The organism is uncultured Rossellomorea sp. (genome assembly GCF_947488365.1).
Taxonomy (GTDB): domain Bacteria; phylum Bacillota; class Bacilli; order Bacillales; family Bacillaceae_B; genus Rossellomorea.
In genome coordinates, this window is record NZ_CANKZT010000003.1 from 168137 (window position 1) to 192086 (window position 23950).

22 protein-coding genes and 1 riboswitch are annotated in these 23950 nt (G+C 42.5%); of the genes, 16 read left to right on the top strand and 6 right to left on the bottom strand.

The features are described 5' to 3' along the window. Window positions 1–909 precede the first annotated feature (909 nt). The gene (locus Q1B03_RS12080) at window positions 910–1146 is read right to left on the bottom strand and encodes a hypothetical protein (RefSeq protein WP_299741438.1); all 237 of its coding nucleotides are present in this window, start codon (window positions 1144–1146) and stop codon (window positions 910–912) included. A 255-nt stretch (window positions 1147–1401) separates the two neighbouring features. On the opposite strand from Q1B03_RS12080, the gene Q1B03_RS12085 reads away from it, so the two are divergent. After that, window positions 1402–3654, top strand: coding sequence for a UvrD-helicase domain-containing protein (locus Q1B03_RS12085; protein WP_299741439.1), 2253 nt, complete (start codon window positions 1402–1404; stop codon window positions 3652–3654). A 223-nt stretch (window positions 3655–3877) separates the two neighbouring features. On the opposite strand, the gene Q1B03_RS12090 is transcribed toward Q1B03_RS12085, so the two are convergent. Then, window positions 3878–4018, bottom strand: a complete 141-nt coding sequence (locus Q1B03_RS12090) for a hypothetical protein (RefSeq protein ID WP_299741440.1) — start codon at window positions 4016–4018, stop codon at window positions 3878–3880. Between the two features lie 263 nt (window positions 4019–4281). Here Q1B03_RS12090 and Q1B03_RS12095 point away from each other — a divergent pair, with 263 nt between their 5' ends. After that, complete coding sequence (locus Q1B03_RS12095) at window positions 4282–4374, top strand: putative holin-like toxin (protein WP_220154057.1); 93 nt, start codon at window positions 4282–4284, stop codon at window positions 4372–4374. Window positions 4375–4548: 174 nt separating this feature from the next. Here the strand turns inward: Q1B03_RS12095 and kynB are convergent, their stop codons facing one another. After that, the gene (gene kynB / locus Q1B03_RS12100; RefSeq protein ID WP_299741441.1) at window positions 4549–5172 is read right to left on the bottom strand and encodes an arylformamidase; all 624 of its coding nucleotides are present in this window, start codon (window positions 5170–5172) and stop codon (window positions 4549–4551) included. Between the two features lie 25 nt (window positions 5173–5197). After that, on the bottom strand, window positions 5198–6481 hold the full coding sequence (gene kynU / locus Q1B03_RS12105; RefSeq protein WP_299741442.1) for a kynureninase: 1284 nt from the start codon (window positions 6479–6481) through the stop codon (window positions 5198–5200). 754 nt (window positions 6482–7235) lie between these two features. Between kynU and Q1B03_RS12110 the strand changes: the two genes are divergently transcribed. The 3 genes from Q1B03_RS12110 (at window position 7236) to Q1B03_RS12120 (ending at window position 11507) form a co-directional block, all read left to right on the top strand. After that, window positions 7236–8615: a sigma-54-dependent Fis family transcriptional regulator gene (locus tag Q1B03_RS12110; protein ID WP_299741444.1), complete on the top strand. Its 1380-nt coding sequence runs from the start codon at window positions 7236–7238 to the stop codon at window positions 8613–8615. A gap of 132 nt (window positions 8616–8747) precedes the next feature. After that, window positions 8748–10133 carry a YjiH family protein gene (locus tag Q1B03_RS12115; RefSeq protein WP_299741446.1) on the top strand — a complete coding sequence of 462 codons (1386 nt, stop codon included), beginning with the start codon at window positions 8748–8750 and terminating at the stop codon, window positions 10131–10133. 51 nt (window positions 10134–10184) lie between these two features. Continuing rightward, window positions 10185–11507 carry an aspartate aminotransferase family protein gene (locus Q1B03_RS12120; protein ID WP_299741448.1) on the top strand — a complete coding sequence of 441 codons (1323 nt, stop codon included), beginning with the start codon at window positions 10185–10187 and terminating at the stop codon, window positions 11505–11507. A 51-nt stretch (window positions 11508–11558) separates the two neighbouring features. Here Q1B03_RS12120 and Q1B03_RS12125 read toward each other — a convergent pair whose 3' ends face one another. Continuing rightward, a complete protein-coding gene (locus Q1B03_RS12125) occupies window positions 11559–12410 on the bottom strand; it encodes a MurR/RpiR family transcriptional regulator (protein ID WP_299741450.1) in 852 nt (283 codons plus the stop codon). 306 nt (window positions 12411–12716) lie between these two features. Here Q1B03_RS12125 and Q1B03_RS12130 point away from each other — a divergent pair, with 306 nt between their 5' ends. The 11 genes from Q1B03_RS12130 to Q1B03_RS12180 all read left to right on the top strand — a co-directional run bounded on the left by Q1B03_RS12130 (window position 12717) and on the right by Q1B03_RS12180 (window position 22957). After that, window positions 12717–14060 carry a GntP family permease gene (locus Q1B03_RS12130; protein ID WP_299741452.1) on the top strand — a complete coding sequence of 448 codons (1344 nt, stop codon included), beginning with the start codon at window positions 12717–12719 and terminating at the stop codon, window positions 14058–14060. Between the two features lie 91 nt (window positions 14061–14151). Then, entirely contained in the window at window positions 14152–15663 is a 1512-nt protein-coding gene (gene gntK / locus Q1B03_RS12135; RefSeq protein ID WP_299742632.1) for a gluconokinase, read from the top strand. Between the two features lie 141 nt (window positions 15664–15804). After that, on the top strand, window positions 15805–16524 hold the full coding sequence (locus Q1B03_RS12140; protein ID WP_044339151.1) for a YebC/PmpR family DNA-binding transcriptional regulator: 720 nt from the start codon (window positions 15805–15807) through the stop codon (window positions 16522–16524). A gap of 190 nt (window positions 16525–16714) precedes the next feature. Beyond that, window positions 16715–17986: an acetyl-CoA carboxylase biotin carboxylase subunit family protein gene (locus Q1B03_RS12145; protein WP_299741467.1), complete on the top strand. Its 1272-nt coding sequence runs from the start codon at window positions 16715–16717 to the stop codon at window positions 17984–17986. Window positions 17987–18029: 43 nt separating this feature from the next. Continuing rightward, window positions 18030–19994 (top strand): hypothetical protein, encoded by a 1965-nt coding sequence (locus Q1B03_RS12150; protein ID WP_299741469.1) that lies wholly within the window; start codon window positions 18030–18032, stop codon window positions 19992–19994. 127 nt (window positions 19995–20121) lie between these two features. Then, entirely contained in the window at window positions 20122–20316 is a 195-nt protein-coding gene (locus tag Q1B03_RS12155) for a hypothetical protein (RefSeq protein ID WP_299741471.1), read from the top strand. Between the two features lie 12 nt (window positions 20317–20328). Continuing rightward, window positions 20329–20481, top strand: a complete 153-nt coding sequence (locus tag Q1B03_RS12160; protein WP_299741473.1) for a hypothetical protein — start codon at window positions 20329–20331, stop codon at window positions 20479–20481. Then, a complete protein-coding gene (locus tag Q1B03_RS12165) occupies window positions 20465–20683 on the top strand; it encodes a hypothetical protein (RefSeq protein WP_299741475.1) in 219 nt (72 codons plus the stop codon). Before Q1B03_RS12160 ends, Q1B03_RS12165 begins: the two co-directional genes overlap by 17 nt. Before the next feature lie 137 nt (window positions 20684–20820). Beyond that, window positions 20821–20906, top strand: a riboswitch (cyclic di-GMP riboswitch). Between the two features lie 41 nt (window positions 20907–20947). Beyond that, window positions 20948–21835, top strand: a complete 888-nt coding sequence (locus Q1B03_RS12170) for an amidase (protein WP_299741477.1) — start codon at window positions 20948–20950, stop codon at window positions 21833–21835. Window positions 21836–21862: 27 nt separating this feature from the next. After that, entirely contained in the window at window positions 21863–22516 is a 654-nt protein-coding gene (locus tag Q1B03_RS12175; RefSeq protein WP_299741478.1) for an NAD-dependent epimerase/dehydratase family protein, read from the top strand. A gap of 15 nt (window positions 22517–22531) precedes the next feature. Further along, window positions 22532–22957 carry a DUF1284 domain-containing protein gene (locus tag Q1B03_RS12180; RefSeq protein WP_299741480.1) on the top strand — a complete coding sequence of 142 codons (426 nt, stop codon included), beginning with the start codon at window positions 22532–22534 and terminating at the stop codon, window positions 22955–22957. 72 nt (window positions 22958–23029) lie between these two features. Here the strand turns inward: Q1B03_RS12180 and Q1B03_RS12185 are convergent, their stop codons facing one another. Next, on the bottom strand, window positions 23030–23884 hold the full coding sequence (locus tag Q1B03_RS12185; RefSeq protein WP_299741482.1) for a TetR/AcrR family transcriptional regulator: 855 nt from the start codon (window positions 23882–23884) through the stop codon (window positions 23030–23032). Window positions 23885–23950: the final 66 nt, after the last annotated feature.

Genomic DNA, 23950 nt, shown 5'->3' on the forward strand with positions numbered 1-23950 from the left:
TATGTCTATATCACATAAACAGCGCCTTAACTTAAGTAAACCTTATTCAATTAACTTTACTATCCTTTCTTACTAATACACATACTTAACATTGTTTTTGAATTAATGGTATTGCATGTATTATTTAGTTTATTTTCTCTTGCCGCTGATTTCCCCACACGCCCACATGTTACGAAGATAGTTTTCACGGGCTATCTTCTTGCGTACCATGATGTTAGCATGCTTCGCTTACACTCTTCATTGGAATCATCTCCTGAAATAAGATTGCGCATTCCCGCATATCCACACATCTTGAAATCAGTTTTCACGGGCCGATCTCAAAAGCGAGATGTGATGCTGACATGCTTTGCTAGCTTACTTCATTGGAATCACGCCTTCCTTTAAAGTTTGTGTTTGTTAATCATTTATTAATTATATATTAACAAATTATAAAATTAATGCAAATGTTCAGAATAATCAATATAATGGGATCTGGGCTGTTTTTAACGATGAAATAGTGGGTTATCTCACTTTATCTCAATCTTTCTTATTTTTAAAAAGCTTTTTCTAATAAAGCGAGTAGTAGTTGATTTCCGCTACAGGTGCTCGCTTTCCGCGGGGCGGGCGGATAGCATCCCCAATATAGGCTGCAGATTCTCTCCCGTGGTTTTTATATAGCTTCTGAAAAAAAGTTCAATATAATGTTGACCGTTCCTTTCCGCTCCAGGCACTTTCTTTCCGCGGGGAGGAAGTCGAGCCTCCTCGGGCTTTGCCCTGTGGGGTCTCGACTTTTCCTCTATTTCCCGCAGGAGTAAAGTGCCTTCCGCTCCAATCCACTCTATGCAACTACATTTTTATTGCCTATAAATATGGACAGACAAAAACATTAAAGCTCATTTTGAAAATATGAAATGAGAAAAAACAGAGCCATTAATCTAATCTTCTATTAAGATAATATTTTTCCAAGTCCAATTCCCTATTCACTAGCAGTTCCATTTGTTCTAGATGATGTGTTTCCACGACGGGATCGAGGTGGGACCAGTGAACTTTATTGACGAAGTAATAGTTTCTGATTTTCCTGAGGATGACAAGGGAGTGGGGGAAGTGATCGAATTCTGCTTTTATACTGTTGAAGCGGGTAAAGCCCCATTTTGTTAGATTCATCATTTATCACCTAATGTTTTATTACCTTTTCTTTCAATATGTTAATCCTCAAGGAGCATATCCGATTTAAACAAACGTTTGATTAGTTCTACAAAACATTTATTCTACTAGGGTTCAAGGGATTAAACAATCGTTTAACAGTATTTACATATCTAGTAGTCTATCCCTATCGTCCTGAGATTGTCATTGCTATTTTTGAAGGGCTCTTGTTATGATGAGAAGGTTATGAATCGTAAAGGAAAGCTAGGAGAATGAGCTTTGAATAAAGTATTGACGAACTATTCTATTTACCCATATGAAGCGGAAAAGAAGGAAATTCCGGTAGCGCCACTACATAAAGGCGAAACGACGAAACAGCTGATATCCTCTCATGAAGAGGACGCTTTTTTCTTTCGGACGATGGAGGAGGCAGGCATTCATTTGAATGCTTCTCAGATAGAGGCTGTGCGTCATGTGAAGGGACCGTGCTTAACCCTTGCTGGAGCCGGGACTGGAAAGACAACAGTTCTCGTTTGCCGGGCAGGCTACTTGATGACCGTGAAAGATATTCAGCCGAGGAATATTTTACTTGTGACATTTACAAAGAAAGCGGCAGAAGAAATGAAGCAGAGGATTTCAAGCCTGCCGGGGACGGAAGCGGGCGGACAGGTTCATGCCAGTACGTTTCATGCTCTGTTTCTTTATTTATTGAGATCCCGTCATTACACACAAGAAGTGATCGGGAACGAGCGCTATAAACAAATTATCTTGAAGCAAATTCAGAGAGAAATGAATATATATGACCCTTATGATGCGGAGACGCTCCTCGCAAAACTCTCTCATTATAAGCTGAATCAAAAAGATATCAGGGACCTTCCACAGAAATCCAAATCAGAAAAAGAAGTGCGAGACATTCTCTTAAAATATGAAGAGTGGAAGCGAATGAATCATAAGATGGATTTTGATGATATTTTGACAGAGGCATATCAATTATTACTTTCGAATCCCAACCTTTTGACCTCTCTTCAGCATCGTTTCCAGTACGTGATGGTAGATGAATTCCAGGATACGAATCTTGTACAATATGAGCTTATGAAGTTGATTGCCGCTCATCGGAATTTGTTCGTAGTAGGGGATGATGATCAAACGATCTACACCTTTAACGGCGCAAGAAACGAATTTATTTTGGATTTTGATGAAGAGTTCCCGGATGCAAGGGTTGTAACATTGAAGGAGAACTACCGATCTGATGCCTATATTATAGGGCTCGGGAATGAAGTAATTGGAAGGAATGATCACCGCCGGAAAAAAGAGCTCATTGCCACGAAAATAGAAGGGCAGAAGCCTCTTTATTCAAGACCGGCAACTGCTGATGAAGAGGCCGTTTGGATCACAGAAGAAATCCATCGGTTAATAGAAGAAGGCTATACGTACGGGGATATGACGATTCTTCACCGCACGATGAGCAGCGGGCGGGCGGTCTTTGAGCAACTGCTATTAAAGGAAATTCCTTTTACGCCATATAATCAAAAGGATTCCCTCTTCTATGAAAACTGGACGGTGAAACCGGTGGTGGATTACTTGCGGCTATCGATGGTTCCAAGGAACTTTTCAGCCATGGAATCACTACTGCCGACTCTTTTTATAAGAAGGGACCGGGGGATGGCTCATATTCTGGAGGAAGATCGTAAGGAGAGAAAGAAATATCCTCTTATCCATTTAACGACATTATCAGGATTGAAGCCGTTTCAGATAAAGAATATAAAAGAACGGATGAAATTTCTAAAGTCGATCGGAGACCAGTCACCGGAAGCTGCAATCAAACGGATCAGGAAGGAATTCTATCATCAATACATCGATGCCCAGGAATCTCATGTGGTAACAGAACAGAAGGAACTCATTAAAGAAATGCTGGACGAGCTTGAAGGATCGGCGAAGCGTTTTGATACGATTTCCAGTTTTATTACTTTTATTGATGAAATGAAAGCAAAGTATGAGGAAATCTATACAAATCAGAGTCAAAAGAAGAACACGAACAGCGTTTCCCTCATGACGATCCATCGTTCCAAAGGTTTGGAATTCCCCGTCGTGTTTTTAATCGGGGCCATTGAAGGGAACCTTCCTCATAGCTCAGCCCTGAATGCCAATAAGCTTGAAGATAAGGTATACAAAGATCCGAATCAAAGGGAAAAGGCTTTGGGTGCAGTAGAGGAAGAAAGGCGGCTCGCTTATGTGGCCATCACAAGAGCAAAAGAAAAATTATTTATTTCTTCTCCTGCTTATTATCAAGGGGAGACGCGGAAGTGTTCACGCTTTATTGCGGACTTATTTAGGAATGAACCCCACACGGATCAGCCGAAAACATCTAAAAAGGCGAGGAGTGGGAAGGTGAGTAAAATCTTGGCCTGGGTTTGCACAAATACCAAGTGCATTGCCTGGCAGAGACCGGAAACCCATGAGGATACGGAATCCAAGGTTTGTCCCCTTTGCTCGAGTCCCATGAAGCTTGGTGAAAAGGAAATCACTGAATAAAAAAAGAGCCCGGGCGTCCTGGAAGACAGGACGTCCGGGCTTTTTGATTTACTGACCGTAAAGATGTCAACCGTTATACGAATTTATCGGCCTTTATAGAAAGATATCAACCTTTATTAGGATTTATCAATTGTTCTTTCAATTTATCCACCGTATTTTCAAACTATCGACCGTTCTACAAAAAATGACGAATTTCACTAGCGGTCATTGAAGGACCAAACCATCATTGTGAAAAATGATCATGATCATGAGAGTCGATTTTTTTCGCATCATTTGAATCCAAAGCTTGTCTTAAGAAATAAATAAGAATACCCAAAATCATCCCAAGCATTACGACTAAACCCAAAGTGATTGTAATTCCCATTTTGCCGCCTCCTTTTTAACATAACTATGGTCCAATTTCCATCAATTTAAACCTCTATATCGTTAGTCTATGAATAGGAGGAGGCAATATATGCGATTTAATATCATTTATAGGCAGAATCAATTCAGTAAAAAGGAACTATTTTCTAAATATGCTCATAATTATAGAACATATGTTCGTTTTTTATGTTAAAATATATGTACGGTGTACATAGCTGGGTGGGCAAGAGGCAGCTCCCTGAAGATGGGAGGTGATGAGCAGGAATGATCGAAACGGCAGACGTACTACAATTGATGATTGCCTTTGGTACATTAACAGTAGCAATAATCGCAGTCACGCAACAAAAAAAGAAGTAACCCACCCACTATGACAACTGCAAGGGAAAGGTTACTTCTATTTTATTAAAGGATAAATTGCTCACGGCAATGTATACTGTCAGAGTTCTGGTGGCAGCCAGGACTCTGTATTTAATCAATGAACTTTTCTCTTATATTATACAAAATGTAGGGAAAACCTGTAAAGGAATCTTATCATGTCAGGTCCATTAATATTGCTCGAACGGGAGATCCATCTCCTTCTTTAAGAGGAAGGGGAAGAGCCACCAATTCATATCGTCCAGGCTCCACATGGTCAAGAACAATCCCTTCCAATATTCCGATGTCATGATGCCGTAATGAATGGTGAGCAGTCAGCTCCTTACTATCCAATGGATCGACTGAAGGAAGATCTACTCCAATCAAATCAATCCCTTTTTCCTTCAAAAAAGGTGCGAGCCCTTTCGCAATGTGAGGAATGCGTTCAGGAAACTGCTCGGGATTCTTCCATGCATTCGTCTTGAAAAGTACCTTCTTAACTCCTGACAAGTCGACCTCTTCCAATCGTTCACTGCTTATCTCTGCAGCATCCTCCACCGATACAACGATGGCCGGCCCCATAAACCTCTCTAATGGCAGGTCCAATATTCTCTTTCCTTCATTGTCAAAGTGGAAGGGGGCATCGACGTGTGTTCCAGTATGAGAACTCATGGTAAGCTGACCGACATTCACGGATCCCGATTCCTCCTTCGTCCAATTCAAAGAAAAAGAAAAGGGAGTGTCCCCTGGCCAAACAGGAGTATCATGGTGCAGCGGGCGGGAAATATCAATGATCTTCAAGCGGCTTCATCCTTCCTAAAAGAAGTTACGCTACAACATTCCGCGTATTTTCAAACTTCTTATATTCTTCCTTGTCCATGATCATTTTCAATATTTGGATGGTCTCCCACACATCTTCATACGAAGAATAGAGAGCGACGGGAGCCAGTCGGATCACATTTGGAGAACGGAAGTCAGGTGTGACATTGTTCACCTTCAAGGCTTTACAAATTCTTGCCGCCTCTTCATGCTTTAAACTAATGTGCCCGCCTCTCTGATCATCTTCACGTGGGTTACAGATTGTAAACCCATACTGTGAAAGTTCTTGTTGAAATAAATCCATCATAAATCGTGTAAGAGAAAGGGATTTTTTTCTCAGGTTCTCAATACCGGCTTCTTCAAATAACTCAAGCGAGCCAAGTAATGGAGCACTGCTTAATATATGCGGGGTCCCAATTTGGAAGGCACCTGCAGAATCTGCATGGGTCAGCGTATGATCCATATCAAACTGCTTATCCTTACGGGAGCTGAACCATCCGGAAAGGCCAGGCTTCTTCCCTTTATGCCTGTTATGAACAAATAATCCACCTACACCACCCGGTCCGCTATTTAAATATTTGTAATTGCACCACACGGCAAAGTCCACTCCGTCATCATGTAATTGATGAGGAAGAGCTCCTATCGAATGGGCCAGATCGAATCCAATCACAATTCCACGTTTATGGGCTTCGCTCGTCAATCGCTTCATATCCAGGAGCTGTCCGCTTCGATAGAGAACGGATGGTAACAGAATTAGAGCAATATCATCCGTCATATCCCTGATGATGTCCTCTTCACTTAATGTGTATCCGTCTCTGCTTTTTACCTGAATCAGATGTTCATCAGAGGTGTAGCCTTTTAACTCCAGCTGACTTTGGATCGCGTAAATATCCGAAGGGAAAGTCAATTCATCTGCAAGGATTTTGGTGCGGTTTCCATCTGGTTTATAGAATGTAGCGAGTAACTGATGAAGGTTCGTCGTAATGGAACCCGTCACAATCACTTCTTCCTTTTCTGCCCCAACTAAAGGGGCTGTCATTTCGCCAAGTTTCTCAGAATAATAGAACCAGGGCTCCTCGCCATCCATCCAGCCATCAATCCCATGTTCCTTCCAATCTTCCAATGACGTCAGTAACGACTTCTCAGCCCGTTTAGATAATAAACCTAAGGAGTTCCCATCCATATAATAGTGATTTTTCTTTATGTAAAATTCATTCCGGAATTGGGCCAATGAGTCCTGCCTGTCCAGTTCCTTAGCGTGTTCCAACGTCAACTTCTCTCCATCTGTCATCCCTATCCCACCTTAAACAGTCTTACCAAAATGATAATCGAAATGATTTGAATAGTAAAATAATTATTAGGTCTGTCATAGTATAATGGTTTTTTAGTAGGTTCTATTCACCAAAATTTGTGGTTTAACGTCATTAAAATTGCTATGAGTCCTGTCAACCAGAGTGTGCTAGATGGTGAGGGGAACTGCTCCGCTTTCCGCGGACGTACGGCCGAGCCTCCTCAGCTTCGCTTCCGGGGTCTCGGCACGCCCGTTCTTCCGCAGGAGTCTGCGCAGTTCCCCTCACCATCTATAAGAGTTTCTAATGACAGAGTTTAAAAGTGGTGAAAAAACAACCTTAAGAAAATTGAATACTAGTAATTAACAAAAAAGAAATAGAGAAGTGATTTCCTCAAATATTTTGGTTTTATTTAGCTATAATGAAAATTCATGCTTAGAAAGTTGATTGGAGTGGAAGGTGCTCGACTCCTGCGGGAGAAGCGGGAAAGTTGAGACCCCACAGGGCAAAGCCCGAGGAGGCTCAACTCACGCCCCGCGGAAAGCGAGCACCTGTAGCGGAAATCAACTACTGCTCTCTTGAATTTAAGTAATAGCTTTTTACAAATCAGTTAAGCAAAAATATTTATTTTTGAATAATTTATTCAAAAATGTATAAAAAGTCAAAAAACTTTGGTATAAATGAATTAATATAAAATTAATCAGGATAATTATTCATTATTGAATAATTTCAAGACTGGCAAAGGGGATGCTGTCTGTGACTGTAAAGAAAAAAAGTTGGAATGAAAATGAGGCGATTCTTCATTCGCTTCAAGATGATATTTTAGTAACCAATACAGATGGGATCATCTTGAAAGTAAGTGACGCAACCGGGGATATTTATAATGTGAACTCGGCAGACATGGTAGGGAAATCTGTATATGATCTGGAAAAAGAAGGCGTTTTTTCTCCGATATTAACTCCGATCGTTCTAAAAGAAAAGAAAAAAATAACGTTGGTCCAGACGAGTAAAGAAGGCAAGAAACTGCTGGTTACAGGGATCCCGGTATTCAATGAAACGGGTGAATTAGTGAGAATCGTAAGCTATTCCCATGATGTAACGGAATTATTGAATATGAAAAAGTATTTAACAGAAATGGAAGATGAGATGGAGAGGGTGAAAAGCGAGCTTGAAATCCTTAGAAGCCGTCATTATTATTCGGAAGGGATCATTGCCACAAGTAATGAGATGAAAAAGGTGTTACAGGTCGCCCTGCAAGTAGCAGAAGTCGATGTGAACGTCCTGCTCCTAGGGGAATCCGGTGTCGGCAAGTCCCATATCGCGAAATTCATACATAACAAAAGTCAGCGAAAAAGGGGTCCGTTCATTGAGGTCAATTGTGGAGCAATACCAGACTCATTATTTGAAGCAGAGTTCTTTGGCTATGAACCCGGATCTTTTACGGGTGCGGACCGCAAAGGGAAAGTAGGATTAGCAGAACTCGCTGAAGGCGGCACTCTATTCTTGGATGAAATAGGGGAGTTATCTCTATCGAACCAGGTCAAAATTCTAAAGTTCATCCAGGAGAAACAATTTTATCGCGTAGGCGGTACAAAGCAAAGGAAGGTTGACTTCCGGGTTCTGGCAGCTACGAACAAGGATTTAGAGGCAGCTGTTGAGGAGAAAGAATTCAGGAGGGATTTATTCTTCCGTTTGAATGTGGTTCCTATTACGATTCCTCCATTGAGAGAGAGAACATCAGACATTATTACGTTGATCGATTACTTTGTAAATCATTTTTGTGATAAATATCAGCGCCAGAGAGAGCTGGATGAAGGGGTTGTTCACCAGTTGTTGATTCAAGATTGGAAAGGGAATGTCAGAGAGCTAATGAATATAATTGAAAGGCTGATTGTGACATCATCCAAGCCATTAATTGAAATGGAAAATCTCCCTGGTCCATACATAAAGCATAGTGCTGATATTTCAGGATTTGAGTACAATGGTCAATCATTAAAAGACATTCTTGAGTCAGTCGAAGAACAAGTATTAAAGAATGCGAGGGAGAAGCACAAGACTACTATTCAAATGGCTCAAAACCTGGGAATTAGTCAGCCTTCAGTAGTCAGAAAACTTAAAAAATACAAAATTAAATAAAATATTGGCATAAAACTTGCATGTACTAAGGTGAAAAGAACTGGAAGGTGTAGAAGGGGGATATTCATACGACGCATAAGTGATTCTCGAATGGTTAGGGGTTATGGATAAATTATAAAGGGGTGTTTGACAATGGAAGTCGGAAAACAAAATGTTAGTCAATTAGAAGCCCGGTCAGGCAGAACGGCAAGAGAAGCAATGAAGTTTATCATACCGTCCTTGTTAGGGGTACTTTTGTTCCTTGTGCCTGTTACGTATGAAGGAAATATGACTATCGGGGTCGGGATATTCGCTTCTTATTTTCAAGGGTTGCTGGAAGGTGTACTGCCATTATTCATGACTGTGATTTTTGGTGTATCGGCTCTTATGGCTATTTATACGAAAATGTTTAAACCTCAGTGGATTGTCAATCAATCATTTTTAAAAGGACTATTCGACGTAGGATACTTTTGGATCGCTGTTCGTGTCCTCGGTTCGATATTTGCGGTGATGACGGTAAATGGGAGTGGTCCCGAGTGGATTATTTCTGACTTTACGGGAGGAACCGTATTGTATTCGTTAGTTCCTGTCTTAGCCACTTGGTTTTTATTTGCAGGCTTATTGATGCCCCTGCTTTTAGATTTTGGATTGATGGATTTCTTCGGCACTCTGCTGCAGAAAATCATGAAGCCGCTTTTCCAATTGCCGGGACGATCCTCTATCGATGCTCTTGCATCCTGGATGGGGAGTGGCACCGTCGGCGTATTGATTACAACGAAACAATTTGAAGAGGGCTACTATACAAAGCGGGAAGCAGCAGTCATTGCGACAAACTTTTCCGTTGCTTCGATCGCTTTCAGTCTTGTGATTGTCAGCTTCATCGGATTGGAATCAATGTTTGTTCAACTGTATGGGACAGTGGTGATTGCAGGGATAGCAGCTGCGGTCATATGTCCGCGTATCCCGCCTCTTTCCCGAAAGAAAGACACCTATTATGAGCCGGTTGGCATGCAAATATCCGAAACCGTTCCTGAAAATGTTTCCCGTTTTCAGTGGGGGTTTGAAAAAGCAGTAGAAAAAGCATCAGAAGTGAAAAGTGTCGGAGAGGTAACGAAAAAAGGATTCCAGAACGTTCTGGATATCTGGTTTGGTCTTATTCCTTTAGTCATGGCCCTTGGAACGATCGCTTTAGTGGTAGCGGAATATACTCCAGTGTTTGACATACTGGCTTATCCAATTGTTCCACTATTAGAGTTATTACAAATTCCCCAGGCGGCAGATGCGGCTCCTGCCATGATCGTTGGTTTTGCAGACATGTTTTTACCTGCTGTAGTAGGGAGCGGAATTGAGAGTGAGTTAACAAGATTCATCATTGCTGCCATGTCTTTGACTCAATTAATCTACATGTCCGAGATTGGTATTCTATTAATCAAATCCAAGATTCCGATCAGCTTTTTAGATTTATTCATTATTTTTATCCAACGTACGATAATTACATTACCTATCGTCGCTTTATTGGCTCATTTCTTCTTTATGTAAGAAAATTAATATAAAACAAATTTGTCAGCCACATATATGGAGGTTACTAGAATGGAACGAACGTTTGAACAGCTTATTCAAAATATGCCTAATCGTCTGGCACCCAGTATGGCAAAGGATCACCCGAACTTACCGGTAGTAAAAGAAGAGGGGTGCTATTACTACGGGTTGGACGGAAAGAAATATCTTGATTTCACCTCTGGAATTGCCGTAACGAATGTTGGACATCGTCACCCAAAAATTGTACAAGCGATTAAAGATGCAGCAGATGGGCTTATGCACGGCCCATCAGGTGTAATAATGTATGAATCGATCCTTCGATTGGCTGATGAGCTTGCGGAGATTCTTCCGGGAGACTTAGATAGTTTCTTCTTTGCCAATAGTGGCACGGAAGCGATCGAGGGAGGAATCAAACTTGCGAAATATGTAACGAAGCGTCCTTATGTCGTTTCCTTTACCGGCTGTTTTCACGGGCGTTCACTTGGTGCGTTAAGTGTCACGACTTCTAAAAGTAAGTATCGAAAGTTTATGCAGCCATCTGGCCTGACGTATCAGGTTCCATATGCGAACGAAAGAGAGTGTCCCGAGGGACTTGACTCAGTCCAATATGTTGTTGAGAAGCTTGAAAAGGATTTCGAAACTCTCTTTAATCATCAGGTCACTCCTGAAGAGGTAGCGTGTGTCATATTAGAACCTGTCCTTGGTGAAGGTGGGTACATCGTTCCTCCGAAAGCATGGCTCAAAAAAGTAAGGGAGATTTGTAATCGTCACGATATTTTACTGATTTTCGATGAAGTCCAAACAGGCTTTGGACGTACGGGAAATTGGTTTGCCGCTCAAACCTTTGATGTAACACCGGATATCATGGCGATTGCAAAAGGGATTGCTTCGGGGCTGCCCCTGAGCGCGACGGTCGCATCGAATAAGCTCATGAAACAATGGCCACTTGGGAGCCATGGGACCACGTTTGGTGGAAATCCGATTGCGTGTTCCGTTGGACTTGCTACATTAGAAGTTATGAAGGAAGAGAATCTTCTCGATAATACGAAAACGATGGGGGCTTATGCAGTATCAAGGCTTGAACTCCTGAAGGAAAAACATAACGTAATCGGCAGTATTCGTGCTGTGGGGTTGATGATTGGAATTGAAATCGTTCATCCTCAATCAGGGAAGCCGAATCGGGAAGGTTTGATGAACATCCTTGACCTGGCTCTTGAAAAAGGAGTGTTATTCTACCTGTGCGGCAATCATAGTGAAGTGATACGTATGATTCCGCCACTTACTGTAACGAAAGAACAAATTGATGATGGACTGCGAATGTTGGATGAAGCTATAACGGAGTACGAAGAATCGTTAATGAGCCATCTTGATTAAATTCCCATAGCATAAGGAAAGGTTGATCAGTTTCACACTGATCAACCTTTTTTATAGTCTTTTAACCGAAATAGCCTTCCTCATTTTGCGGAGTGCATCCTGACCTTCCATTTCCCTTCTCATCATCAGGTTTACATAGAGAGCATCAATTAACGTTAATTGCGCAATACGGGAAGAGAGGGCCTCGGAGCGATAGTCGGTTTCTTCGGATACGGTGAAGAGTGATGTATCGACTCTTTGGCTCAATGGTGATTTTGCAAAATTGGTGATGCAGATCGTCTTTGCCCCGGTTTCTTTGACGATGTCCAGAACCTGGAGGATATCTTTCGTTGAACCGGAATGGGAGATGAATACAGCACAATCTTCACTCGTCATTTGGGAAGCGGTCATCAACTGGATATGACTGTCGCTCGCGGCATGCACACGTAAGCCGGTTCGAATGAATTTATGATAGGCGTCAAGGGCGATGACACCGGATCCACCACTTCCGAAAAATTCGATTGAGCGTGCGTTGATCATGATGTCCACGGCTTTCAATAGTTTCTTTTCATCAACGACCATTAACGTGTCTTCGATGGTTTTGATGTTCGATCGGAATACTTTTGTGGCAATCGTTTGAGCCGTGTCCCCTTTATCGATGCGCTCGTGAATGTCCTTAAGTCCCGTCACAATTTCTGAAGCAAGAGCGATTTTCATCGCTTGATATCCTTTAAAGCCGATTCGTTTACAAAAGCGGAAGACAGTGGAGTCCGCGACCCCTAAATCTTCTGCTAAACCATTAATCGTTGAATGAATAATCTCAGTTGGATTTTCAAGTATATAGTCGGCAATTTTCTTCTCGGTCACGCTAAATTGAGGATAGTGTGAGCGTATACTGGCTAAACAATGCTGGTGTTGACTCATAGATATCACTCCTGTAAGGGTTTTCATAGTTTTATTATACAAGAATAATAGAAAAATAAAAATAATTTCTGTAAACGGTTGCAAAAAGAAAAATATTTTTTATAATAGAGGTATACAGAAAAAAATTTTCCTGATTATCTTAAACGACGAAATGAACTTCCTTTAAGCCATTTCCGTTTAGTAGATCAGAGAGTAGAAGTTACATAGAGTGAATTGTAAACGTTTTACTTTCTAATTAGTCAGGATCAACCGTTATAAAAAATCTGGCAGCCAAGCTGTCGTCATGAAAGAAAGGTAGGGATAGAGATGTCTGATCAAATGCTTATTTTAGTTGCATTAGCCGGAATTTTTCTTCTATTATTTTTAGTTATTAAAACAAAGCTTCATGCTTTTGTTGCCTTATTATTAGTGAGTTTGATTGTGGGGATCGCCGCTGGAATGCCGCTGCAGGAAGTGGTTACCTCCATTCAAAATGGAATGGGCGGGACCCTTGGATTTGTCGCTGTCGTGGTTGGTTTAGGTGCGATGTTCGGTCGTATGCTTGAGGTTTCAGGGGGAGCGGAACGATTAGCTCAAACATTGATTAATAAATTTGGTGAAGATAAAGCGCAATGGTCCCTTGGTATCACAGGTTTCTTGGTTGCCATTCCTGTATTCTTCGATGTAGGATTCATCATTCTTGTACCGATTGTATATGGTTTGGCAAAGAAAACCGGAAAGTCTCTACTATACTATGGGATTCCATTATTAGCAGGTCTTGCTGTTACACACAGCTTCATTCCGCCAACTCCAGGACCGATTGCTGTTGCTGATTTAATTGGAGCGGATCTTGGCTGGGTTATCTTATTTGGTACTCTTGCTGGTATTCCATCCATGATCATCGCTGGTCCACTTTTTGCAAAATTCATTTCGAAACGAATTCATGCTGTGGTTCCGGATTATATGCAAGTGGAAGAGATCGAGTATGATAAAGAGCTTCCGAGCTTTGCAATGATTGCGTCACTTATCTCGATTCCTTTAGTGTTGATCTTATTGAATACGCTTTCGGGTGTTCTATTAGATGAAGGAAATACCATTCGTTCAATCTTGACGTTCCTGGGTCATCCGTTCGTAGCGTTAACGATTGCGACGCTATTGACGTTTACATTATTAGGAACGAGACGTGGATATTCCCGTCAAGACGTTCAGGATATTGCGACAAAAGCACTTGAGCCGGCTGGGATCATCATCCTTGTTACAGGTGCCGGTGGAGTGTTCAAGCAGGTTCTGATCGACTCAGGTGTCGGTGAAGTCCTTGGTGAAATGATGGCCGGTTCAAGCTTGCCTCCGATTGCCCTTGCTTTCTTAATTGCCATGGTCGTACGTGTGGCACAAGGTTCAGCGACTGTATCCATGGTCACGGCAGCAGGATTAATGAGTCCATTAATTTCCACTCTTGGTTTAGAAGGGCCGGTCCTTGGTTTAATGGTTATTTCCATTGCAGCAGGAGCAACTGTCTTCTCTCATGTGAATGACAGCGGATTCTGGCTAGTGAACCGTTATTTTGGATTAGATGTGAAAGATACGTTAAAATCATGGACAATGATGGAAACGCTCATCGGTTTTGTAGGATTTACCGTAGTATTCATTATAGGGATATTCATCGGATAAAATAGGATAGAATAATAGTGGAAGAGGGAAGAGCCATGTCGCTTCTTCCTTTTCTCTATTTATTTTGGGAGGAACAAAGATGTCAGAATTTATGATTGGTGTCGATATCGGGACAACCAGTACAAAAGCGGTACTTTTTAATGAAAAGGGAAAAGCGATATATCGTCACGGGGTCGAATATCCATTACATACACCAGCACCGGGAACGGCTGAACAGGATCCCGAAGAAATCTTCCGGGCAGTCATCAGTTGTATAAAGGAAGTGACCTCTAATACAAGTGAGAATATCTCGTTTGTGTCGTTCAGTTCTGCTATGCACAGCTTGATCTTAGTGGATGATAAGGACCAGCCATTGACTCCTTCCATTACCTGGGCTGATAACCGCAGTGCCGAGTGGGCAGAGAAGATAAAAAAAGAAATGAACGGATTGGAGATTTATCGTAGAACCGGGACTCCCATCCATCCCATGTCCCCACTCGTGAAGCTTGCCTGGCTGCAGCATGAGGAGCCGGAATTGTTCGGGAAAGCAGCTAAGTTCATTTCAATTAAAGAATTTGTGTTCCATCGCTTTTTCGGAAAATATGTTGTGGATTATTCAATTGCATCTGCAACAGGTATGTTCCATCTGGAAAACCTGGCCTGGGATGAAGAAGCGTTGAAGGTGGCAGGTGTCACCAAGGATCAACTTTCGGTTCCTGTCTCAACAACTGAAAGCTTAGTCGGATTGAAATCCGAGTACACGGACATGTTGGGCTTATCAGCGGACACACCGTTTGTCGTCGGAGCAAGTGACGGGGTTCTATCGAATCTTGGCGTCAACGCCATTGAACCCGGTGTCGTAGCCGTTACGATCGGAACGAGTGGTGCGATCCGTGCTGTAACGGACCGTCCGGTAACGGATCCGAAAGGACGTATTTTCTGTTATGCCTTGACGGATAATCATTGGGTGATTGGAGGGCCTGTCAATAACGGTGGCATGATTTTCCGTTGGGTGCGGGACGAACTGGCTTCTGCAGAGGTGGAAGTGGCGAGCCGGTTAGGGAAAGATCCTTATGAAGTCCTTACGGATATTGCTTCTAAAGTAGAACCGGGCTCGGAAGGGTTACTCTTCCATCCATATATGGCCGGGGAGCGTGCGCCTCTTTGGAACGCAAAAGCACGCGGGTCTTTCTTCGGACTCGGCATGCATCACAAAAAAGAGCATATGATACGTGCTGTATTAGAAGGAATTGTCATGAATTTATACAGCGTTCTTCTGGCGCTGGAAGAATTAATCGGAACACCGAAAAGGGTCCAGGCAACGGGTGGATTTGCCCGCTCGGAAATTTGGCGTCAAATGCTCGCTGATGTATTTGATCAGGAAGTGGAAGTGCCGGAAAGCTTCGAAAGCTCATGTCTTGGGGCGGTGGTGCTCGGAATGTATGGCAGCGGAATGATCGACTCACTTGAGGAAGTAAGTGAAATGGTCGGTTCTGTACATTCTCATCAACCAGATCCACAGGCTACAGAAGCATATCGTAAGCTCATGCCGATCTTTATTCGTGTACCGCGTTTATTAGAAGCCGAATATGAAGCGATCAGTGCTTATCAGGAAGGGAGCTGACTCATATGAGTCGGCTTTTTTCAGGTGAGGGTGGCAAGGAATCACTTAGCCAAAAATAGTTTTTTTCATGTATAATAGAAAGGAAAATACCTTTTAAGATTGAAAGTATCTATAGATAAATGTGAAAGAGAGTGAAACAATATGGGACGTAAGTGGAATAATATTAAAGAAAAGAAAGCGTCTAAGGATGCGAATACTAGTCGTATTTATGCGAAGTTCGGTCGTGAGATCTATGTTGCTGCCAAGCAAGGTGAGCCGGATCCTGAGCTGAACCAAACGCTGAAATTTGTTCTTGAGCGTGCGAAAACATACAGCGTACCGAAACATATCGTGGACCGTGCCATTGAAAAAGCAAAGGGTGGTTCAGAAGAGAACTATGACGAACTACGCTATGAAGGCTTCGGACCGAATGGTTCCATGGTCATTGTGGATGCACTGACGAACAATGTAAACCGAACTGCATCCGAAGTGCGTGCTGCTTTCGGCAAAAATGGCGGCAACATGGGTGTGAGTGGATCTGTAGCGTATATGTTCGATGCCACAGCCGTCATCGGTATTGAAGGAAAATCAGAAGAAGAAGTAATGGAAATTCTGATGGAAGCGGATGTAGACGCACGTGATATTATCGAGGAAGATGATGCTGTGATCGTATACGCTGAACCAGATCAATTCCATGCGGTTCAAGAAGCGTTTAAAGGTGCAGGTGTGACTGAGTTTACAGTAGCGGAACTGACTATGCTTGCGCAGAATGATGTCGAACTTCCAGAAGATGGTCAAGCTCAATTCGAAAAAATGATTGATGCGATAGAAGATTTGGAAGATGTTCAGCAGGTATATCATAATGTTGATTTAGGTGAATAACAGAAGAAAGGACCCCTTATGCTGAGCGCATTTGGGGTTTTTTATTGGAGAACATCCCCGCTGATTATGTCACTTTACCACTTTATTTGTCGAATAGATTGAAAATTCAGCAAAATACTTCATTCTTCCTATCTGCTTTGTTATGCTAAAGAGGAATCTGAATAAATACGTGACAAGGGGAGAGGAAAATATGGGACTAGATCAACTTGAATTACAGCAAGCAGAACAGAACGTGGATCGAAAGGAAAAAACCAAACCCTATCTAACGGCATTGATCGGTTGGAGTCTGCCGGCAATCGAAGCGTGTACGAAGCTTAACAGGCCTTTCGTGGTTGTTGGCCCCCCTGATTTTGAGGCATATGCAGAAAAACATGATATTGCCTTTATCGGTTGGGACTTCGATCGGTTAAATGAAGGTTCAGATCATCTTTATAAACAGCTGAAAGCAATGGGTGCGGAAGTGGCTGTTCCTTTGTATGAAGAGTGTGTGGAGTGGTCCGGGGCATTAAACTCACGTTTCCGTAACGAACCACGCGTCTTCAACCGTTCTCTTCTATTAAGAGATAAAGGGATGATGAAGCGTAAAGCGCAAATTGCCGGAATCAAAGTAGGTGTATTCGAAGAAGCAAGGGATAAGGAAGATGTAAGAAGGTTCTTGAAACGTGTGAATGAAGCCCTTCTGAAAGTCGAAGGAGATAAGAACGACCCCATTCACGTAAAACCTCTTGATAAAGCAGGGTCTGTCGGACACCGTGCCATTGAGAATCCGGAAGATATCGATGCTCTCACCGAGTCGGAGTTTCCGCTTCTGATGGAAAGTCATTTAGACGGACAGGAATTCTCGTGTGAAGCTTTTATTCATAATGGAAAGATCCAATTTTTAAATATAACGGAGTATGTGCGATTAGGCTACTCTAATTTCGTACCGGCATCTCCAAGCCTTGAGGAAAAGCGTCCGATCATCCGTGAGGCGATTCAACAGCTCATTGATGCGTTTGAGATTGAATACGGTGTTATTCATCCCGAATATTTCATTACATCAGATGGTACTCTTCATTTCGGCGAAGTCGCAGCCAGAGTCCCCGGCGGACATATCTTTGATTTGATTGAACGTGCTTATGGATTTAATGCATATCAAGCTCAAATCCTTTGCAGTGACCCCAATACAACAGAAGAAGAGCTTAGAGAGTTTTTCCCTTCTACAGGTGAAAAAGCAAAAGCCCATGCAGGTTGTTTAATGGTCCATCCTCATGTTAATTATGTGGAGAAGCTGGAGGTACCCGATGAACTGGAGAACCATGCCTATTTTGAAAAACATGATATGTTCAGTCCTGCCCAAGGGAAGGTAGCTCAGCGAATCGGCTTCGGTAATCATTACGGAACGATCTTCTTCTACGGGGAAGACAGTGAAATCATGAGGGATCTATTAAAGGAATACGAACAGTTTAACTTCTATATTTAATTCTCTCATCCACTGGTATTTTGATTGATAAAGGAGTTTTGAAATGGCATTTGAATTAACGTCTAAGCTGGAAGATCGTTTTCTGCAAGCGCTTAATGAACTGGAGAGCGCAGCTTCATTTGCGAAATCAATGTATCAAACTGACGTGTATCAGGAAGCGCAAAGATTGTTGGATACGGATGAAGGATTGGAGATTCTATATCGAAGCGCAAGCCGCTTTGAAAAGGCCGGGGTCTTCCAGGACGGCCCCTGGGAAAAGGCGTCCAAGCTTCAACCACCTCTTGTGGCCGGGTCACTACAAGCAAAGGGGCTTCCTTCGATCATTGAAATTCTTAGTGAGTTAAGAATGCTATCCATCGCAGAGGGTCAATATGAACATCCCGATGTTTCGACTGAAATGGCAGAGGATTTCCTCAATGAAGTAATGGTTCTGAATCTGAACCTGCTTTTTCCTGAAGCAACGGAAGCAGCACGGATTGAAGGTGGAGAGCAGAGTGAAAGGGCAACGGAATTATTTCGATTTCTATCTGATAAGCTTTCCTATCAAGCACTTACAACTACACTGATTAAAGAAATCGAACGTTTGACCGCACAGCGTCCGATTATGGTGAAGCGGACAGTGTCAATGATTGAAACAGCGAAAAAGATGCTCCATTCAGACTTAAGTGTAGCGGAACGACTTGTTTTAGAAAAGTATGTGTCTGCTATTGAAGGTCCGTCCCTCATAAGCAAAAGCATTGTCCAGCCGGGTGAATACCGTAAGAAGCTTATGAGTCTGTCTAAGGAAGAACTGGAGAAGGAAGCTGTTGCCTTTGCGCAGTCCATGCGTGAAACGGGGCTTGTCGCTCCCCAGCATGCGATACTACTAAGGTTCCTGAGCAGAAAGGTTCAAGAGCTTGTTCCGGCTGCCCTTCAGTTAAACGACAAAGGAAAAGCAAACCTAGACGAACATGCGGAGCTCGTATTCCAGCTGATTAAAGTGGCGATCTATCCAGCCACAAAGCAATCGGTTTATGGACTCGCCCTTATGCTTGAGCGGGGTGTATTATCTTCCTCTCCTGTATCACCGGGATTGAAAAGGCTGATAGAGCTTGATATTCGACCGGAAGTACGGAAGACGCTCCTTAATTCGTGTAAAGCTGGAGACGGAATTACAGCAAATTCTGTCCTTCTGGCCGGTGTCATCAATGTCCTCGGTCAACCGATCGGGATTGGCCAAGGCTTAAACCCGACTTGTCAAACAGCGCGGGGGATCAGCCTTTGGGCACAGCATGCTCCTGGGTACTTACTCGAACTGATTCCACGGGCAGCGAGGGACGGAGATATCGATATAATGTTTGAAGGAACGCCGGTCCATTCGAAAGAATTAAGTGGAGGGCTGGCGCCTGAGCTTCATCAAGAGCTTGATCCTGTGTCACTTGTTCTCGTTCCTCATCTTGACCGTATTTATAGTGAGATGATGAGACGTGTATCGCTTAGAGGGGAAGATGGACACCGCTGGGTGAATCCGGAATTTTATGGAGATTGGGTTCAAAAAGGGTTTAGCACAGTCATTGATTCACTAACAGGCCTCATCTCTGACTATCCGGGATTCGTTCGCCTATTCTATGCCACTCACCACCCGGAATACAATGATGACTACGGATTGATCTATCCGAATCCAGTCGGGATCTTCATCACAAATGTTCATGGAAAGCTCCTTGGCTTCCATGCCGTTTCGATTTTGAGAATCACCCAGGATCCCAAGGGCGAATACCGGATCTATTTTTATAATCCGAATAATGATGGATCACAGAACTGGGGGCAGGGCATCGAACCTTCCGTCATGGAAAACGGGGAACTGGAAGGAGAATGCTCACTTCCGTTTCACGAGTTTGTTTCCCGCCTATACGCTTTCCACTACAACCCTTATGAACAGGGAGATGCCTTTGCTGTGGAAAATGAAATTGTCGATGAAATCAAAGATCTTGCCCGGGATAGCTGGGGAAGGGATTATACGTGGGTTTGAATCAGTTTCATGGCGTTAAGCACCGTTATTGCTTAACGCTTTTTTTTGCTGCCCGATGCCAGTCGATTTTTCGTGTTTTGCATGATTATGTATTCAGTAGCCATACTAAATACTGGAGGTGGAATAGATGAGAGATCATAAGAAACCTGAAGAGTTACGAATGGACACGCCGTTAAACCCGGAATTCACTTTGAATAATGAGGTTCGAAATCCCAGTCAAGTCTATGTTCCGGGAGAGTCTGTGGAGGAACATCATGCAGTAGAGGAAGGAAACGGGTTCATGGCAGAAAAGGAAATCGGACAATCCAATGAAAATGGGTAGGAGATGATAAGAATGAATACGAAAGAATTTCCCGTAGCGGACCTGTCTGAAGATACCTTGAATAAAGTGAGAAACATGGAAAGTGAACTTCGCCAGCAAACGGAAGAGGATATTATTCTAATCGCTTATAAGAATGGTGGTGAAACGATTGAAGGAAGAAGATAAAGTGAAAAAAGGAAATAAAGACATGCCCGATTTCAAACAGTTAAACGACCGTGTCATCGCAGAGGAACCGAAAGGACCATTTCTCGCCATCAAAACAAATATGGATACAGCAGGAGTCAAGGATAATCCGTATGCGTCTGAAAATGCAGATCCTGAACAAGATGAGAAATTACAGCAATTTTTCGAGGATGAAGAATTATAAGCAAATAGTGTCATGAGCAGTACATAAAAAAGCGCCAATCCGAAAGTGACTGGCGCTTTTTTGATATGATTATTGATTGAAAATTACATCTTTTCAATAAAGGAAAAAGGACTATACTAAAGAGGAAGAATAAAACAAACTGAAAAAGGCAAACTTGTTGAAAAGCAAGGACTGAAAAAGCTATCGGCCTGCCCGTCTTTCGAATGGCCGCCAAGCTGCCAGGCTCCTCACAAGAGTCAAGGCTCAAGAAGAGGAGAATGAAAGATGAATAGAATATGGAAGATGAGTATTTGTCTGATCCTGTTGAGTATCAATTCTTACCAATCAAATGAAAAGGCAGCTGGTATGGACGTGAGAGGGAAAAGCACGTGGCTTTGGAATACGGTTGACATCGTCGGACATAAAGAAGAAATCATCGGTTTTTTTAAAGTTCATGGAGTAGATGAAGTGTATCTGCAAGTGAACCCGAACGTAGAGAAGGAACACTATCAACAATTTATTCAAATGGCGACTTTAGAAAATATACACGTGTACGCCTTGGACGGGGCTCCAAAATGGGCAACCGTAAAAGGACAATCCGCCCTCACTGCTTTTTTTGATTGGCTGGGGGAGTACCAGCTTGAAACGAGTGAGGATCAAAGATTTACCGGTGTTCATTTGGATGTGGAGACTTACCTTTTATCCGGATGGTCAACCGCCTACGGCAAGACGGTGTTAAATTACCAGAAGATGGTGAATGAAGCAGTGATTCGATCTGATTCGCTTCAGCTTCCATTAGGGATGGATATTCCATTTTGGTTTGATGGGAAAACATTTAACAATGAATTAGGAAAAGGTAACCTTGCTCAGTGGGTGATTGGGAGGACGGATGAAGTTGGTGTTATGGCATACCGGGATCTGGCGAATGGGGAGAATGGAATCATTGAACTTGTCAGGAATGAGATGGAATTTGCCCAGGCTGCAGGGAAAAAGGTGAAGGTAGGAGTGGAAACAGCTCCATCTGCTGAAGGGGATTTCCTGACATTTCATGAAGATGGAGAGCAAATCATGCTTGCTGAACTTGCTCTTGTTGATGCCCAGTATGGTACATATTCTTCCTATAATGGAATCGCAGTTCACCATTACAGAAGCTGGAAGGATCTATCTGAATAGAGACAAAGAAGAAATGAGGAATGAAAGATGCCGAAAGTAGCCTTGGTTGCAGGATCCACTGGATTGGTTGGTTCACACCTGATTGAAATACTCATCAAGAGTCCCGAGTATAAAAAAGTGATTTCGTTCGTGAGAAGAAGCAGCGGGGTGAAGCATGAGAAGTTGGATGAACGAATCATCCCATTCGATCAGATGAAGCTCCTGCCCCACGAGGAAATCGACGATGTATTTTGTTGTCTTGGAACGACCATCAAGAAGGCGCAGACGAAGGAAGCATTTAGAAAGGTAGATTACGAATACCCCGTTCAGCTAGGAAACCTCGGTAAGGACCATGGGGCCAAACAATATATGGTCATATCAGCTATTGGGGCGAGCTCCGGTTCACCGTTCTTTTATAGTAAGGTGAAAGGGGAGCTCGAGGAAGACTTAATAGCCCTGAATTATCCTGCCCTGCACATTTTCAGGCCATCCCTTCTTTTAGGGGAAAGAGATGAATTCCGCCTTGGGGAAAAAGCGGGAGAAATCTTTTCCAGAGCCATCCGCCCGGTAATGGTAGGTAAGTTAAAAAAGTACAGAAGCATCTCAGGTGGTCAAGTGGCTTATGGAATGTACCGTGCCGCCAATGGCCATGTCAGTGAAAAAGTAACCTTCCATGAATCGGATCAAATTCAGCAGCTGTAAAAAGAGGAGGATAAAATGAAGAGAGTACTTAGGGGACATCATCTTCTTTGCACCCACGGATTTAAAGGCATGGGGTATAGTCCTGATTTTGTAAACGTTATGACGGAAATAGTGGGAGAAATACGAAATGATGAAAGGGATCTTCCCATTCAGGTCGTTCATGCCTTTGATGACGCCTGTCAAGCATGTCCACATAAAGGGAAAACAGTATGTGAAAAAAGTGAAAACTCCAATGATCATGTTCTATCATTAGATAGCCGTGTCCTCCGGCATTTAGAGCTGAAACACGGGGAAACCTATATGAAATCAGATCTGATTATCCGAACGGCTAATAAAGTGAAACCTGAGGATCTTGATCATCTATGTAAAGGCTGCTCCTGGCTTGAATATGGGGTCTGTAAGGAAGGGATCGGGAAGCTGAGAGAAAAAGTTCTAGCTTAAGAGAAGGCTCTCTTACTACTTTCTCCTATAAAATAAAAAAGACCCGCATTTGAGCTAAGCGGGTCTTTCGAGTCAGAATCCATAAAAATGTCTCAAGGCATTCACGAGATGCTTCAGCGATGGGTCCTCTTCAAGATTCACAATCATTCCTTTAATGACGACCTGCCGGGTTTCCTCTTTTTGAATTTCCTCTTGAATGACTTCCAGAGAAATTTTGGTATTTTCATCCTCTGCTACTTCACGTGCATCCTCGATCATATGAACAAGTGTAGACTCATTGATCCTGTTAGATAAAGTGAAATCCTTCACCAGATCCTCCACTTTTTCAAAGGAAAGAACAGGCTGATCCCCGCTTTTTAGTAAGCCTTCCACTAAATCATCCGTACGTTTCAATATGAATCGGGACAAATAGGCAAAATCCAATTCGATTTTATCAAGCATCACCAATTCTAAATAAGAATGGAAAAAACCTTGAATCATCATAGTGATATCCCAGAAGTAGGGTTCGATTTTTTTTCCGTAAATCCCATATAATCTTTTTTTATAATAACGATGGGTGTCCATTTTCATTTCACTGAGGAGATCATGGATTTCATCGTTAAACGGCATGGCGTTCTCTCTGATCTGCATAATGATAAACTCTTTATGTTTACAGATTTCAATAAGCTGGCATTCTAATTGCTTTTGGAATTTTTCATAAGGAGGCAGATCCTCGTTTTCAATCTCATTCACTTTAGCTGTGATCATTTTAAAATAGTATTTCATGATAGCCAATAGAAGGGCTTCCTTTGACTTGAAATACAAATAGAATGCACCTTTAGATATTTCACACTCGTTCACGATTTCTTGCACCGAGGTGGCGTTAAACCCTTTCGTGGCAAACAGCTTAATCGATGTTTCAATAATTAATTTCTCTTTTTCCTTCATGCTTTCCTCTCCTTGATAAACTCCTTGACTCTATTATGACCGATTGGTCACAATAAATAAACCTTT